Raw genomic sequence first — 14,486 nt, 5'->3', positions numbered from 1 at the left:
GTTCGCGCGCCGGCAGCAAGGGAGTAATTTACGGAGACCATTGCAGATGGCACAATTTGACACCATCCGGTCTGCCGCCGGCGCACGCGCCGCGCAGATTGACGAGGGCCTGCGCGCCCACATGAACAAAGTCTACGGCACCATGGCCGCAGGCACGTTCATCACTTTCCTGGCGGCTTGGGCAATTGCCGGGCTGGCCGTCACTGCCGACCCGGCCAACGCCGTGGCCCAGCTGAGCGCTGACAAGTACCTGACCAATATCGGCTATGCGCTTTACGCCTCACCGCTGAAATGGGTCATCATGTTTGCCCCGCTGGCCTTTGTCTTTGGCATCGGCGCCGCAGCCAACCGCATGTCCGCTGCTGGCGTGCAGCTGCTTTTCTACGTCTTTGCCACTGTGATGGGCCTGTCGATCAGCTCGATCTTTCTGGTGTTCACCGGCGAGAGCATCGTGCAGGTGTTCCTGATCACCTCGATCGCCTTTGCCGGCCTGTCGCTGGTGGGCTACACCACCAAGAAGGACCTGTCCGGCATGGGCGCCTTCCTGATCATGGGCCTGATCGGCCTGATCGTGGCCTCGATCGTCAACATCTTCCTGGCCTCCTCGGCCATGGCCTTTGCGATTTCGGTGATCGGCGTTCTGATCTTTGCAGGCCTCACCGCCTATGACACCCAGCGTATCAAGAACGACTACCTGCAGATGGCCCATGCTGGCGATCAGGAGTGGCTGGCGAAATCGGCGATCATGGGCGCTCTCAGCCTCTACCTGGACTTCATCAACATGTTCATGATGCTGCTCCAGCTGCTTGGAAACCGCGAATAAGCGCACACCACATTCCAAAGACAGCGAGGGGCGGATCACAACGATCCGCCCCTCTTCTTTTGCGCAAAGATAACAAGAAGGAATTCGCCATGAAGATCATTGAAATTCCCGCTGCAGACGCCAAGCGCCTGCTGCCGCTGCTGCAGGACCTGCACGCGCTGCATGCCGCCTACCAGCCCGAGCGCCACATTCCGGAACCAGGCAGCGCTGAACTGGCGCAATGGCTGGAGGGCTGGCTGAAGGAGGAGAGTGTTTCTGCTCTGGCGGCGGAGAGCCCGCAGGGAGCCCTGCTGGGCTATGTCATCTATGAACTGCAGGATCGCCCTGCCCTGCCTGTCCGCGCAGCCGAAATCCGGGCCATGCTGCACCATATCTCGGTGACCGAAGCCTGGCGCCGCATGGGTGTGGGAAAGGCCCTGCTAGGAGAGATGAAGGCAAGATCTCTGGAGGCAGGCGCCACGGTGGTAGCCGCCACCTATGCCCCCTTCAACACGGCCTCGGCGGCGCTGATGAAGGGCATGGGGATGGAGCCGGTTCTGACCATGGCGGAGTGGCGGGCGTAGATCCAGGCTGCCGGCCTCAGGACCCGGCCGCCGAGCAATCCAGATCGGCGGAAATGGCAATTGTCCCGCGGTGGCTTGCCACCTCGCGGACTTCACCGTCCGGATCGCAGCCTGAGACCTTCGTAACCAGATCGAGGAATTCGGCATCCGGAATCTCTGGAAGGGCGGGCACTGAACTGTTTTCCGGGACGCTCAGCACCGCCATGCCGGCGCTGCCGGAGCGCACCAGGCACAAGGTCAGCTCCCGCCCCTGCAAGCGCACAATCTTATCGACCACAGCCCGGTCCGAGGGCACGGCCAGCCCCTTCGCGGTTGCCTGAGCCGGCTGCTGCGCCGGCAGCAGTTTCGCCTCGACCGCTGGTGCTGCGGGCACCGCCGTGCCCGCAGCAAAGGAACTGGAGACCGGCGCCCCGGCCGCTGCCAGCACCGCAGTATAGATGATCACCTTCACCGCACATCCACCCGTATGTTCTTTAAACCACTGGCGCCAAGCTAGACCAGGAATGCGGCGGAAACGTGCCCTGGCCGATGGTGCCGCTGGGAAAACCGTTTGGCATTTTCCAACAATTCGAAGCAGCTCAGGGGGTACGGCAAAAGAAAACGGGCCGCGGCTGGCGCGACCCGTTCCCAATCTGTGCCGAAGGCAAGGCTTACTTGATTTTGCCTTCTTTGTACTCGACGTGCTTGCGCACAACCGGGTCGTACTTACGGACGACCATTTTCTCGGTCATGGTGCGTGCGTTTTTCTTGGTCACATAGAAGTGGCCGGTGCCCGCGCTCGAGTTCAGGCGGATCTTGATGGTGGTCGGCTTCGCCATGGTGCTTCTCCTGCGTCCGAAAAGGCAGGGGCCTCTCGGTAAATTCCTATCTGAAGCCCGGCTTTTACCGTCCTCAGCCCCCAAGTCAACAGGATTCGGCCTGTTGCCCGGGGGATTTATGCACAGAAGGCCTGTAAGCCGGATCCTGTCCCCCCTGCCCCGTAAGGCAGGGATCGATGGCCATTCATCTAGGCGGCGCATTGCTGCGCCGCTCAAGCTGCCAACCCGGTCCCTCTCGGCTGAAGCGAACCTAGCGGCGGTTTTCCGGAAACCGGAACCTGCCCGCGCGGGGACCCTATTTGGCATTGCTCCCGGTGGGGCTTGCCGTGCCGCCCCTGTTGCCAGGGGCGCGGTGGGCTCTTACCCCACCGTTTCACCCTTACCAGCCCGGGGGCTGGCGGTCTGTTTTCTGTGGCGCTTTCCGTCGGGTTCCCCCGCCCGGGCGTTACCCGGCACCGCTGCTTCATGGAGTCCGGACTTTCCTCGCGGGACTTGCGCCCCCCGCGGCCATCCAGCCTTCTGCGCGGGCTGAGGGGTAGGAACAACGGCGCGCGGCGTCAAGCGGATAGTTTTGCATTTGGGGCGTTGCCCCTCTTGGCTTGCGGCCAATTCACCCCAGGATATTTATAGCAAGAGGAAGAAGGCTGGCCTTCCTCTTGCCTCAAATATCCCGGAGCGTGAGGCAGAGCCTCGCAAAAACCGGCCTCAGAGCCCCTGAAGACCAAGCGCGGCAAGATCCTCCGGCACCAAAGCCCCTCTGCCCCCGGGCCGGTAACGCAGGCGCACGGCCTGCAGCAAAGCAGCATCATCCGCAGAGGCCGTGAAACCCGCGGCATGCGCAGCCTTGCGGAATGTTTCCGGCGATACGTCTTTGGGCGCTGTGCCGGGTGCGGGGTCTGCAGCCAGCCCTTGACGCACCAGCCGCACCCAGTCAAATCGCGGGCCCGGATCGGACTTGCGGCCGGGCGCCATGCAGGAATGGCCGATGACGCCTGATGGCGGGATGTTCCAGCGCTGCATGATGCCGTGCATCAGGCGTTCAAGCGCGGCCATCTGCGGCGCGCTGAACGGATGGCAGCCCAAGTTATCGAGCTCAATGCCTATGGAGCGGGAATTGATGTCGCTTTGGCCGTGCCATTCTCCGGCACCAGCGTGCCAGGCACGCTTCTGCTCGGCCACCATCTGCCAGAGTGCGCCATCCGCGCCGATCAGGTAATGGGCAGAGACTTCCGCCACAGGGTCGCAGAGCCGCTCCAGCGCTGCCTGAGCGCTGTCCATGGCGGTGTAGTGCAAAACGATCAGGGACGGCGTCAAACCGTCCCTGCGAGGCCCGAAATTCGGACTGGGGTACCAAAGGGCACCCGGCTGGTCAGGCTGCTGCCCGCTAGCAGCCATCAGTTCTGCACGGCCAGCCGGTAAGGTGCCGGGTCCCAGCCGCAGGCAAAACCGTCGCCATCAGGGTCCAGCGCCTTGCGGTCGCGCTGCGGCCCGCCTTGCTCCAGGAAGGCGACCTGGGCCTGGTCAGGCGAGGCGAACTCGGCGCAGTTGCGCTGGTTGCGCGCTTTCAGGTTGATGCCGGAGCGGCTGTAGAGACGCACGCCCTTGGGGTTGCTGGTGCTCAGCGCGTAGCGGACGATGTTGGGACCGCTGCTTTCGGTCCGCTGCGGCACTGCCACCGGCTGCACCTGCTGGTACTGCGCTTTCTGGCGCTCCAGCCGGGCTGCATCGCTTTCGATCGACTGCCGGGAGGACACCGCCTGGAAATCATTCTCGTCAGAGATACTGGGGTTCCCGGCAGCTTGCGGTGCCGGGTTGGAGGGGCTGGCCTCCAGCGGCGCAACGCCGGAGTTGGCCTGGGTCGCAGCCAGGGCGGCGGCCGCCTCGCGTGCGATGTCGTCATCGGTCAGATAGGAGGGGGCGGCGGCAGCGGGCTCAGGCGCGGCGGCTGCGAATGTGCCGGCTGCTGCGGTTGAGCCTGGGCTGCGCGGCGCAGGGGTGACCTGATAAGGCTCGGTGGAGACCCGCGCGGGCGGCACCAGCGGCGCGCCGGTGATGGTGGTGCCGGCAGCAGGCGGCGGCGCAAAGGGGTCGCCGTCGATGCCAACGCCTGCGGCGCTGTCGGGAACTTGCGGGGAACAGGCAGCCATAACCAGAAGGCTGCCTGCGGCGGCATAAGATGCGAAGACGCGCATGGGGTACCTGTCAGCTCTGCTCAATTGCTTGAGCAGAGGTTTACCACCATTGCTGCGGCTTGGCTACAAAACCTGCGGCATTCTCCAGCGCATAGGCAGTGTTCAGCAGATCGCCCTCTTCCCAGGGCTTGCCGATCAGCTGCAGGCCCAGCGGAAGGCCCTGTTTGTCCAGGCCGGCCGGCACTGCAACACCGGGCAGGCCCGCCAGGTTCACAGTGACGGTGAAGACGTCGTTCAGGTACATCTGCACCGGATCCGCCTCGGTCATCTCGCCCAGGCCAAAGGCCGCCGAGGGGGTGGCCGGGGTCAGGATCGCATCGACACCAGCGGCAAAGACGTCCTCGAAGTCCTTCTTGATCAGGGTGCGGACGCGGCGGGCGCGGTTGTAATAGGCATCATAGAAACCTGCCGACAGCACGTAGGTGCCGATCATGACACGGCGCTGAACTTCGGAGCCGAAGCCTTCGGCGCGGGTCTTCTCGTACATCTCGGTGATGCCATCGCCTGCTTCCAGCGCGGCGCGGTGGCCGTAGCGCACGCCATCATAGCGCGCCAGGTTCGAGGAGGCCTCAGCCGGAGCAATCACATAGTACGCAGGCAGCGCATACTTTGTGTGCGGCAGCGAGATGTCGACGATCTCTGCACCAGCGGCCTTCAGCATCTCGGCGCCATCGGCCCAGAGTTTGCTGATTTCCTCAGGCATGCCGTCCATCCGGTATTCTTTCGGAATACCGATTTTCTTGCCCTTGATGTCGCCGGTCAGCATCGCCTCGAAATCCGGCACCGCCAGTTCGGCGCTTGTCGAATCTTTGGGGTCGTGGCCGCACATGGCTTCGAGCATGATGGCAGCATCGCGCACCGATTTGGTCATCGGGCCGGCCTGGTCCAGCGAGGAGGCAAAGGCAACGATGCCCCAGCGCGAGCAGCGGCCGTAGGTCGGCTTGATGCCGACCGTGCCGGTGAAGGCGGCGGGCTGGCGGATCGAGCCGCCGGTGTCGGTACCGGTTGCCGCGAGGCACAGATCGGCCGCCACTGCAGCAGCAGAACCGCCGGAGGAGCCGCCGGGTGTGATCTGGGCTTCGTCGCCGTCGCGGCGCCAGGGGCTGACGGCGTTGCCGTAGACTGAAGTTTCGTTGGAAGAGCCCATAGCGAACTCGTCCATATTCAGCTTGCCCAGCATGACAGAGCCGGCATCGGCCAGTTTCTGGCTCACCGTAGATTCATACTCGGGCTTGAAGCCTTCGAGGATGCCGGAGGCCGCTTGCGAGGCTACGCCTTTGGTGCAGAACAGGTCCTTGATACCGACCGGAAGGCCGCACATGGAGGGGGCATCGCCCGCCTTGATGCGTTCGTCCGCGGCCTTGGCACGCTCCATGGCGACTTCGGGCGTCTTGTGCACGAAGGCGTTCAGAGCGTCTGCGGCGTCGATAGCCTTGAGGCAGGCCTCGGTCAGCTCGACGGAGGTGGTGTCGCCTTTGCGCAGCGCATCGCGGGCCTCGGCCAGGCCCAGTTTGTTCAGGTCGCTCATGTCTCTTACTCCACGACTTTGGGCACTGCGAAAAAGCCTTCGCGGGCGTCCGGCGCATTGGCCAGCACCTTGGGCTGCTGACCGCCATCGGTGACTTCATCCACCCGGCGCTTGAGCCGCTGCGGGGTGACCGAGGTCATCGGCTCAACGCCGCTAACATCCACCTCGTTCAGCTGTTCGATGAAGCCCAGGATATTGTTGAACTCGTCTGCCAGCGCCGGCAGCGCGTCGTCCTCGACCTTGATCCGGGCCAGTTTGGCCACCTTGGCGGCGGTGCTTTGGTCAATCGACATGGAAACCCTCATCTCGTGTTACTCAGGCATTTACCGCCGCACCGGCCTGCCTGCAAGCCTGCTTGGGGCTGCCGGCGCGCAATGATGGGCTATGCGGAAATTGCCGGCACGTCCGCATTCTTTTTCACCTCCAGCCTGATAGGCTTTGGGCAAATACATCGGGAGGAGATTTCGAGATGAAAGTGATTTGGCTGGGCCATGGCTCATTCCGCATTGAAACCGAAGCCCAAGTGCTGCTGGTGGATCCCTGGCTGACCGGAAATCCGGTGCTGCCGGAGGAGAGCCACGAGGCGGCAATTGCCGGTGCCACCCATATCCTGCTGACCCATGTGCATTTCGACCACGTGGTAGATGTGCTGCCGCTGGCGAAACGGCTGGGAGTTCCGGTTGTGGGGCAATACGACCTGATGGGACTGTGGGCAGAAACCGAAGGGGTGGAGACCGTTGGTTTCAACAAAGGCGGCACGGTGGATTTGAACGGCGTGAAAGTGTCGATGGTGCCAGCATCGCACAGCTCGACCTTTTCAACGCCCGAAGGGCTGCGCACTGGCGGCAGCGAGGTTGGCTTCATGATCCGCGCCGAAGGAAAGACCGTTTACCTGTCCGGCGACACCGACATCATGGCCGACATGGATTGGATGGGCGATTACTACAAACCGGACGTCGGCATCCTGTCCGCGGGCGGGCATTTCACCATGGACATGAAGGCCACGGCCTATGCCGCCAAGCGGTACTTCAATTTCAAGACGGTGATCCCTTGCCACTACAAGAGCTTCCCGATCCTGGAGCAGTCAGCACAGGAGCTGATCGAGGGCCTGCCGGGGGTCGAGGTGATCGAGCCGGAAGTGATGAAAGCGATCGAGCTCTGACCGGGACGATTGCGGCGGCCCGGGTGCTCCCGCCCGCCGCCGGATCCGCTGCGCAGATCCGCGCCCGTTGGGCCGGGCACCGGGCCTGACGGCCCGGCGCGGTTCTGTCATTCAGCGGCCTTCAGCGCAGGCGGCAAGAAGGCTTTGCGCGCGGCAGCAGCCCGTTCGCGGCATGTGCAGCCATGGGCGTGATCATTGATCAGCCCCATCGCCTGCATGAACGCAAAGGCGGTAGTGGGGCCGACGAATTTCCAGCCGCGTTTCTTCAGCGCTTTGGAGAGCGCTACGGATTCGGGGCTGGTGGAGGCGGTCTGCGGCTCCGGCAGGTCCTCGGGCTTGGGCTCGAAACTCCAAAAGAAAGCTGCCAGCGACCCCGCCTCGGCCACCAGTTCCTGGGCACGGGCGGCGTTGTTGATCACCGCCTCGATCTTGCCGCGGTGGCGGATGATGCCCTTGTCCTGCAGCAGCCGCTCCACATCCGTTTCATCGAACTTGGCCATCTTATTGAAGTCAAACCCGGCAAAGGCGGCTCGGAAATTCTCGCGCTTGTCCAGGATCGTGCGCCAGCTGAGGCCGGACTGAAAGCTTTCCAGGCAGACCTTCTCAAACAAACGGATGTCATCGCCGACGGGATACCCCCATTCCTCGTCGTGATAGCGCAGGAAATCCGGAGCCGAGCCAGCCCAGGCGCAACGCGGCTGGCCATCAGCAGCAGTGAACAAGCGGCTCATTCGCCCGCTCGCAGGAAATCAAGCCGCGGATCCATCATGGTTGGTGCCACGCCGATGATTTCGGGTTCAACAACACCGCCGGACACAAACGGATCCAAAGCCACGCGGGCAAACAAGGCCTCTTCGCTTTCGCCAACTGCAAGGATCGCGCCGCCCTCGCCGTCGGTCATGGAGCCGGCGGCCAGGAACACACCGTCCGCGAACCCTTGCTGCAGCCAGGCTTTGTGGCCTTCGAGGTACTCGGCCAGGCGTTCTTTCTGCGCGGCGAATGTTAGCAATATGAAATACATGTCGTCTCCTTTGATGGATGTCAGCCAGAGGCCGCAGCAGGCATCTGCTCCGCAAGCCAGTCCTGCATCTGCTCGACTTCGCTGTTGATGAATTCCGGGTCCTTGAAGGCCTGCGCCAGCGACGCTACCCCTTGGCTGCGCGCCAAGAGGTGCATTGCAAGCGTTTCCGAGCGGGTGCCGCAGCCCAGCTCCTGAAACTGGCGGCAGAGCCAATCCCTGAACAGAGAGAAAATGGCATTGGCTTGCCCTTGCGCGCCGTGGTCGAGTTTGCCCAGTTCAGCAACCAGAGTGCCGACCGGGCAGCCGTAAAGGGTGATCTTGGCTTGGTTGGCAATCAGGATGCGGATGAAGCAAGTGATACGCTCAACGGGGCTGGCGCCCTGTGCCTGCCAGTCCTGCAGCATGGCGCGCGTATTGGCCAAGCGGCGGCGGATCACCGCTTCAAGGATCTCGTCCTTGGTCTTGAAATGATAGTAGAAATTACCGCGTGAAATGCCCACAGCCGCAGCGATATCCGCAAAGGAGGCCGCCTCAAAACCACGCTCGTAGAACAGCTGATCCGCGGCCTCTGCAATCCGGTCTTTGGTAGTTGGCTGTGGCATTTCCGGACCCTAGGACAGTTGACCTAATCACAAAGTAGGACAACTGCCCTAGCCAAGCAACAAGCAATCGCCGGGACGCAGCGTCATGCGGTTTTGCATCAGCGTTTGGCGGCAAAAAATTCCTTGAGCAGCGCAGCGGCATCCGCTTCGGCGATGCCGTCATAGACCTCGGGCGCGTGATGCGCTTGCGGGTGGGAGAACACACAGGCACCATGGGCGACGCCGCCCGATTTAGGATCGGAGGCGCCGTAGTAAACGCGGCGGATGCGCGCGGCCGCAATGGCGGCGGCACACATGGCGCAGGGCTCCAGCGTCACATAGAGATCATGGCCCGTAAGGCGTTCGCTGCCCAAGGCCGCACAGGCCTCGCGGATCACCAGCATCTCGGCATGCGCAGTCGGATCGTTCAGCTCGCGCGTGCGGTTGCCCGCCAGTGCAGCCACTTGCCCGTCCGGAGCAATTAGCACCGCGCCCACCGGAACCTCGCCGCGATCTGCCGCCAGCCGCGCCTGCTCCAGTGCCTTGTCCATATGCGATTTGAAAGCCATGCCCCTACCTGCCCGCGATTGCGCGCTTTCGCAAGACAGCGGAATGCTCTATGGCAGCCGCATGAGCAAAACACCCGCATCCCCCAAAGGCAAACCCGGTCCGAAATCCCAGCCACGCGAGACGGCTGCCAAACCCGAGGCGGGCGCGGCACCTGATGGCGACCGCATCGCCAAGGTGCTGTCGCGCGCGGGCGTTGCCTCGCGCCGCGAGGCTGAGCGCATGATCGGCGAAGGCCGGGTTTCGGTAAACGGCAAGAAGATCGACAGCCCCGCGCTGAACGTGACCGGCAAGGACCGCATCCTGGTCGACGGCCAGCCGCTGCCCGAAGCCGAAGCGCCGCGGATGTGGCTTTATCACAAGCCCTCAGGCCTGGTGACCACCAACAGCGACGAGAAGGGCCGCAAGACAATCTTCGACGAGCTGCCGGAAGAGATGCCGAGGGTGATGACGGTGGGCCGGCTCGACCTCAACTCCGAAGGGCTGCTGCTGCTGACCAACGATGGCGGCATCAAGCGCAAGCTGGAATTGCCTTCGACTGGCTGGCTGCGCCGCTACCGGGTGCGGATCAACGGGCGGCCCAAGGACGAAGATTTTGCACCGCTGCGCAAGGGGCTGGTGATTGAGGGCGAACGCTTTCAGCCGATGACGGTTTCGCTGGACCGCCAGCAAGGCGCAAATGCCTGGGTCACTGTGGGATTGCGCGAAGGAAAGAACCGCGAGATCCGCCGGGCGATGGAGGACATCGGGTTCAATGTGAACCGGCTCTTGCGGGTGTCCTACGGGCCGTTTCAGCTGGGCGACCTGAAAGCGGGCGAAGTCGAAGAACTGCGGTCCCGGGTGGTGCGCGACCAGCTGGGCCTGGAGCCTGAAGAGGAAAAACCCGCGCGCCCGACCCGCTCCCGCACCGGCAAGCCGGGTGGAAAGCCAGCAGGCAAACCCGGCAGCAGGCCCGGCGCAAAGGGTCCGGGCGCCCCGGGCAAACCTGCAGGCAAAGGCGCAGCCCCGCGCGGTGACCGGCCTGCCCAGCGCGGCGGGGCCAAACGCCCGATCGGCAAGAATCCCCGGCGCTGAGGCATTTGCCGGGGACTTCCCCCTAGTAACAGCGCCCGCTATCCCCTAGATTTCCAGCAGTTAATTCTTGCCGGCCATTTGGGGGACCCGCGTGCAGAAAATTGCCTATGCCGCCCTTTTGATCCTGATGCTCGGGCTCAGCACCGGCTGGATCGTGGGAGGCTGACCGCATGGCACAGCGTTTCGGCGGCAAATACAGCCCGGAAGGACAGTCAGAACCGCAAGCTTCGCGTCCGGGCCAATCTTTCCGTAACGCCCAGGTTGACCCCGTGGGCGTGCGCGCGAACCTGATGTTTGTGCCGCCTGCTATCCTGACCCTGCTGTCCCTGAACGACGGTGCGACCGGGCTGGCTTTGGGGCTGGTTGGTGCAGGCCTGTGGATTGGCGGCGCCTTTCTTCTGCGCGAGGGGCTGAAAGCGCAAGCCGCCTTTGACGCCCGCAAGGTGGCCCGCAAACCCGCCCTGCCCCGCAAAATCCTGGCAGCTGTTCTGGCTGGCGGCGGCGCGGCACTGGCCGCGTGGAAAGCAGAGCCCGGCATTCTGATTGCCGCCATCTATGCTGCCGCCACGGCCGGCTTGCACATTGCCGCCTTTGGCATCGACCCGCTGCAGGACAAGGGCGCCGAGGGCATCGACGAGTTCCAGCAGTCCCGCGTGGCGCGCGCTGTGGATGAGGCCGAAGAGAGCCTTGCCGCAATGAAAGACGCCGTCCTGCGCGCCCGCGACCGCGCGGTTGAAGCGAGGGTTGAGCAGTTCCAGGCCGTTGCCCGCGACCTGTTCCGCACGGTCGAGGAAGACCCGCGCGACCTGACTGCCGCGCGCAAATACCTGACGGTCTACCTGCGGGGCGCCCGCGACGCGACAGTGAAATTCGCCGACATTTATGCCCGCAGCCAGGATGCTCAGGCGCGTGCCGGCTATCTGGCGCTGCTGGATGACCTGGAACAGAACTTTGCCGCGCGCACCCGCAAGATGCTGGTCGAGGACCGCGCGGACCTGACCATTGAAATTGATGTGCTGCGCGACCGGCTGCAGCGCGAAGGGGTCCATTTGGACCAAAACTGATTAGTGAGGAAGCCGTTCATGTCCGAAGCCATTCAACAAAAAGCCGCCGAAGCCGAAGCCCTGGTGCAGGAGGTTACGGCCATCGAACTTCCGGAACCCGTTGCCGAGGTGCAGCCGCTGGAGCAGGCTGATGCCCAGGCCAGCGAAGCGATCCGGGTGCGGATGGATCAGATCGATATGGCGGATACTAATTCGATCATCCATTTCGGCTCTGCCGCGCAGGCGGAACTGCAGACGATCAGCCAGGCGATGCTGTCGGATGTGCGCAACAAGGATGTTGGGCCTGCGGGCGACAGCTTGCGCAACATCGTGACGGCGATCCGCGGCTTTTCGGTTTCAGAGCTGGATGTGCGGCGCAAGCCAACCTTCTGGGAACGTCTGCTGGGCAAGGCCGCGCCTTTTGCCAAGTTCACCGCGCGCTATGAAACCGTGCAGGGGCAGATCGACAAGATCACCGATGACCTTTTGGGCCACGAGCATACGCTGCTGAAAGATATCAAGTCGCTCGATATGCTCTATGAGAAGACGCTGAGCTTCTATGACGAGCTGGCCCTTTACATTGCCGCGGGCGAGGCCAAGCTGGCGGAGCTGGATGGCACCGCGATCCCTGCCAAGGAGGCCGAAGTTCAGGCCGCCGCTGAGGAGGACCAGGTGATGAAGGCACAGGAGCTGCGCGACCTGCGCGCGGCCCGCGACGATCTGGAGCGCCGGGTGCATGACCTGAAGCTCACCCGCCAGGTCACCATGCAGTCCCTGCCCTCGATCCGGCTGGTGCAGGAGAACGACAAATCGCTGGTGACCAAGATCAATTCGACCCTGGTGAACACTGTGCCGCTGTGGGAAACGCAGCTGGCTCAGGCGCTGACGATCCAGCGTTCAGCCCAGGCGGCGGCTGCAGTACGCGATGCCAATGACCTGACCAATGAGCTGCTGAAGTCCAACGCCGCCAACCTGCGCCAGTCCAACGAAATGATCCGCCAGGAGATGGAGCGCGGCGTCTTTGACATCGAAGCGGTGAAACAGGCCAATGCCGATCTGATCGGCACCATCCAGGACAGCCTGCGCATCGCCGATGAAGGCAAGGCCAAACGCGCCGCTGCCGAGGCCGACCTGCAGAAGATGGAAGCCGAGCTGCGCGACACGCTGGCCGCTGCCAAGGCGCGCCGTGACGGGGTTGGCGACACCGCCGGCACCGCAGTGCCGAACTGACCGGAGTGGTTTGGGCGCAGACACATATGGGAGTTCTGAAAACCGGTGCCGCCCTGCTGGCGGCAGCAGCCCTGTCGGCGTGCCTGCCTTTTGCCCAGCCGGAATCGCTGGTGCCCCAGGCCCTCCCAGCGCCGGAACCGGCCGTCTACACTCCTTCCGCTGACAGCGCCCAGCTGGCCTATTACTACAACGCTCTGCAGCGCGATCTGCTGACCCGCGGATTGCTGCGCACTGACGGCGGCGGGCCGGACACGCCTTATGACGCCGAGGATCTGGCTGAGAGCTTCGAGGCGCTGGCGTTTTACGACGAATACGGCGGCTCGGGCATCTCCGGCGGTTTAGGCCGCTGGGCCGGTCCGGTTCGGATTGCCTCGGAATTCGGGCCTTCGGTGCCGCCGGAGCAGCGCGAAGCGGACCGCCAGACAGTAGCAGGCTATACTGCCCGGCTGGCCCGGATCACCGGCCACCCCGTCAGCACTGTGGCTGCGCGGGCGAATTTCCACGTGATCTTTGCCAGCCTCGACGATAGCGCCTTTGTGGCCGAACGGGTGCGCGAGCTGCTGCCCGCGATAAGCGCCAAGGATCTGTCGCTGCTGGCTGCACCGCCGCGCAGCTTTTATTGCCTGGTGGTGGCCGGCGGGCCGCAAAACGACCCGCTGTCCTATACCCGCGGCATCGCGCTGATCCGCGCCGAGCACCCCGACCTGGTGCGCAAGAGCTGTGTGCATGAGGAAGTGGCGCAAGGCCTCGGCCTCAGAAACGACAGCCCGCGGGCGCGGCCTTCGATTTTCAACGACGACGACGAATTTGCGCTGCTGACCAGCTTTGACGAAAAACTGCTGCAGATGCTGTATGATCCTAGACTGAAGACGGGGATGAGCCTGGAAGAGGCCCGCCCCGTGATCCGCATTCTCGCCCGTGAGGCGATGGGCCAGGAACTGTAGGCCGCCACATGAAGAGGACCTGATGCATGGGTATTTTTGATTTTCTCAAAGGCGAATTCATTGATGTCATTCACTGGGTGGATGACACCCATGACACCATGGTCTGGCGGTTCGAGCGCGAGGGCCATGAGATCAAATACGGCGCCAAGCTGACGGTGCGCGAGGGCCAGGCGGCCGTGTTTGTGCATGAAGGCCAGCTGGCCGATGTCTTCACCCCCGGTCTCTACATGCTTGAGACCAACAACATGCCCATCATGACCACGCTGCAGCATTGGGATCACGCCTTCCAGTCGCCGTTCAAATCCGAAGTTTACTTTGTCGATACCACCCGGTTCAGCGATCTGAAGTGGGGCACCAAGAACCCGATCATCTGCCGTGATCCGGAGTTCGGGCCCGTCCGGCTGCGGGCATTTGGCACTTATACCATCCGCGTGGCCGATCCGGCCCGTTTCCTGACCGAGATCGTCGGCACCGATGGCGAGTTCACCATGGACGAGATCTCCTATCAGATCCGCAACATAATCGTGCAGGAGTTCTCCCGCGTTGTGGCAAGCTCCGGCATTCCGGTGCTGGATATGGCCGCGAACACCGGCGACCTGGGCAAGCTGGTCGCGGCAGAGATTTCCGGCACCCTGGCCGAGTATGGCCTGTCGATGCCCGAGCTTTACATCGAGAACATCTCGCTGCCGCCTGCGGTGGAGGAAGCGATGGACAAGCGCACCCAGATGGGTGTGCTGAGTGATCTCGGCCGCTATACCCAGTTCTCGGCTGCCGAAGCGATGACCGCAGCAGCGCAGACCCCGAACAGCGGCATGGGGGCCGGCATGGGAATGGGTATGGGCATGGCGTTGGCCCAGCAGATGGGAAACATGGCAGCGGGTCAGCCCGCAGGTCCTTGGGGCGCCCGCCCCGCCCCCGCTGCCGCCGCACCGGCAGCGCC

At 63.5% G+C, this 14,486-nt stretch carries 18 protein-coding genes and 1 other RNA gene; 8 read left to right on the top strand and 11 right to left on the bottom strand.

Features of this window, described 5'->3' with window-relative positions:
• Positions 1-46: 46 nt before the first annotated feature.
• Both RA19_RS24585 and RA19_RS24580 read left to right on the top strand, forming a co-directional pair.
• Positions 47-823 (top strand): Bax inhibitor-1/YccA family protein, encoded by a 777-nt coding sequence (locus RA19_RS24585; protein WP_039168228.1) that lies wholly within the window; start codon positions 47-49, stop codon positions 821-823.
• A gap of 89 nt (positions 824-912) precedes the next feature.
• Positions 913-1,386, top strand: coding sequence for a GNAT family N-acetyltransferase (locus RA19_RS24580; RefSeq protein WP_039168294.1), 474 nt, complete (start codon positions 913-915; stop codon positions 1,384-1,386).
• A 16-nt stretch (positions 1,387-1,402) separates the two neighbouring features.
• On the opposite strand, the gene RA19_RS24575 is transcribed toward RA19_RS24580, so the two are convergent.
• The 7 genes from RA19_RS24575 to gatC all read right to left on the bottom strand — a co-directional run bounded on the left by RA19_RS24575 (position 1,403) and on the right by gatC (position 6,217).
• Positions 1,403-1,831 (bottom strand): hypothetical protein, encoded by a 429-nt coding sequence (locus tag RA19_RS24575; RefSeq protein WP_206540304.1) that lies wholly within the window; start codon positions 1,829-1,831, stop codon positions 1,403-1,405.
• Between the two features lie 205 nt (positions 1,832-2,036).
• The gene (rpmG, locus tag RA19_RS24570; RefSeq protein ID WP_008554190.1) at positions 2,037-2,204 is read right to left on the bottom strand and encodes a 50S ribosomal protein L33; all 168 of its coding nucleotides are present in this window, start codon (positions 2,202-2,204) and stop codon (positions 2,037-2,039) included.
• A 118-nt stretch (positions 2,205-2,322) separates the two neighbouring features.
• Positions 2,323-2,727, bottom strand: an RNA gene (gene rnpB / locus RA19_RS26010) — RNase P RNA component class A.
• Positions 2,728-2,909: 182 nt separating this feature from the next.
• Positions 2,910-3,599, bottom strand: coding sequence for an N-acetylmuramoyl-L-alanine amidase (locus tag RA19_RS24565; protein ID WP_039168221.1), 690 nt, complete (start codon positions 3,597-3,599; stop codon positions 2,910-2,912).
• Positions 3,599-4,396, bottom strand: coding sequence for an excalibur calcium-binding domain-containing protein (locus tag RA19_RS24560; RefSeq protein WP_039168218.1), 798 nt, complete (start codon positions 4,394-4,396; stop codon positions 3,599-3,601). The genes RA19_RS24565 and RA19_RS24560 overlap by 1 nt, the downstream gene beginning before the upstream one ends.
• A gap of 40 nt (positions 4,397-4,436) precedes the next feature.
• On the bottom strand, positions 4,437-5,924 hold the full coding sequence (gene gatA / locus RA19_RS24555) for an Asp-tRNA(Asn)/Glu-tRNA(Gln) amidotransferase subunit GatA (RefSeq protein ID WP_039168215.1): 1,488 nt from the start codon (positions 5,922-5,924) through the stop codon (positions 4,437-4,439).
• 5 nt (positions 5,925-5,929) lie between these two features.
• Positions 5,930-6,217 carry an Asp-tRNA(Asn)/Glu-tRNA(Gln) amidotransferase subunit GatC gene (gene gatC / locus RA19_RS24550; protein ID WP_039168212.1) on the bottom strand — a complete coding sequence of 96 codons (288 nt, stop codon included), beginning with the start codon at positions 6,215-6,217 and terminating at the stop codon, positions 5,930-5,932.
• Between the two features lie 176 nt (positions 6,218-6,393).
• Here gatC and RA19_RS24545 point away from each other — a divergent pair, with 176 nt between their 5' ends.
• Positions 6,394-7,086 (top strand): metal-dependent hydrolase, encoded by a 693-nt coding sequence (locus tag RA19_RS24545; protein WP_039168209.1) that lies wholly within the window; start codon positions 6,394-6,396, stop codon positions 7,084-7,086.
• Between the two features lie 107 nt (positions 7,087-7,193).
• Here RA19_RS24545 and RA19_RS24540 read toward each other — a convergent pair whose 3' ends face one another.
• From RA19_RS24540 to RA19_RS24525, 4 genes are all read right to left on the bottom strand, one after another.
• Positions 7,194-7,817, bottom strand: coding sequence for a DNA-3-methyladenine glycosylase I (locus RA19_RS24540; RefSeq protein ID WP_039168206.1), 624 nt, complete (start codon positions 7,815-7,817; stop codon positions 7,194-7,196).
• Positions 7,814-8,107 (bottom strand): YciI family protein, encoded by a 294-nt coding sequence (locus RA19_RS24535; RefSeq protein WP_039168203.1) that lies wholly within the window; start codon positions 8,105-8,107, stop codon positions 7,814-7,816. Before RA19_RS24535 ends, RA19_RS24540 begins: the two co-directional genes overlap by 4 nt.
• 20 nt (positions 8,108-8,127) lie before the next feature.
• On the bottom strand, positions 8,128-8,709 hold the full coding sequence (locus tag RA19_RS24530; RefSeq protein ID WP_039168200.1) for a TetR/AcrR family transcriptional regulator: 582 nt from the start codon (positions 8,707-8,709) through the stop codon (positions 8,128-8,130).
• 98 nt (positions 8,710-8,807) lie between these two features.
• Entirely contained in the window at positions 8,808-9,257 is a 450-nt protein-coding gene (locus tag RA19_RS24525) for a nucleoside deaminase (RefSeq protein ID WP_039168199.1), read from the bottom strand.
• 61 nt (positions 9,258-9,318) lie between these two features.
• On the opposite strand from RA19_RS24525, the gene RA19_RS24520 reads away from it, so the two are divergent.
• The 5 genes from RA19_RS24520 to RA19_RS24500 all read left to right on the top strand — a co-directional run.
• Positions 9,319-10,329: a pseudouridine synthase gene (locus RA19_RS24520; protein WP_039168292.1), complete on the top strand. Its 1,011-nt coding sequence runs from the start codon at positions 9,319-9,321 to the stop codon at positions 10,327-10,329.
• Between the two features lie 170 nt (positions 10,330-10,499).
• The gene (locus RA19_RS24515; RefSeq protein WP_039168196.1) at positions 10,500-11,393 is read left to right on the top strand and encodes a 5-bromo-4-chloroindolyl phosphate hydrolysis family protein; all 894 of its coding nucleotides are present in this window, start codon (positions 10,500-10,502) and stop codon (positions 11,391-11,393) included.
• Positions 11,394-11,411: 18 nt separating this feature from the next.
• Entirely contained in the window at positions 11,412-12,602 is a 1,191-nt protein-coding gene (locus tag RA19_RS24510) for a toxic anion resistance protein (RefSeq protein WP_039168193.1), read from the top strand.
• Between the two features lie 26 nt (positions 12,603-12,628).
• Positions 12,629-13,546: a DUF2927 domain-containing protein gene (locus tag RA19_RS24505; protein WP_052262053.1), complete on the top strand. Its 918-nt coding sequence runs from the start codon at positions 12,629-12,631 to the stop codon at positions 13,544-13,546.
• Positions 13,547-13,572: 26 nt separating this feature from the next.
• Positions 13,573-14,486, top strand: a 914-nt coding sequence (locus RA19_RS24500; RefSeq protein WP_039168191.1) for an SPFH domain-containing protein, incomplete at its 3' end; no start/stop codon positions are given.

The sequence above is a fragment of the Leisingera sp. ANG-M1 genome (genome assembly GCF_000813745.1).
In the GTDB taxonomy this organism is placed as follows: domain Bacteria; phylum Pseudomonadota; class Alphaproteobacteria; order Rhodobacterales; family Rhodobacteraceae; genus Leisingera.
This window is presented reverse-complemented; position numbering and strand designations above follow the sequence as displayed.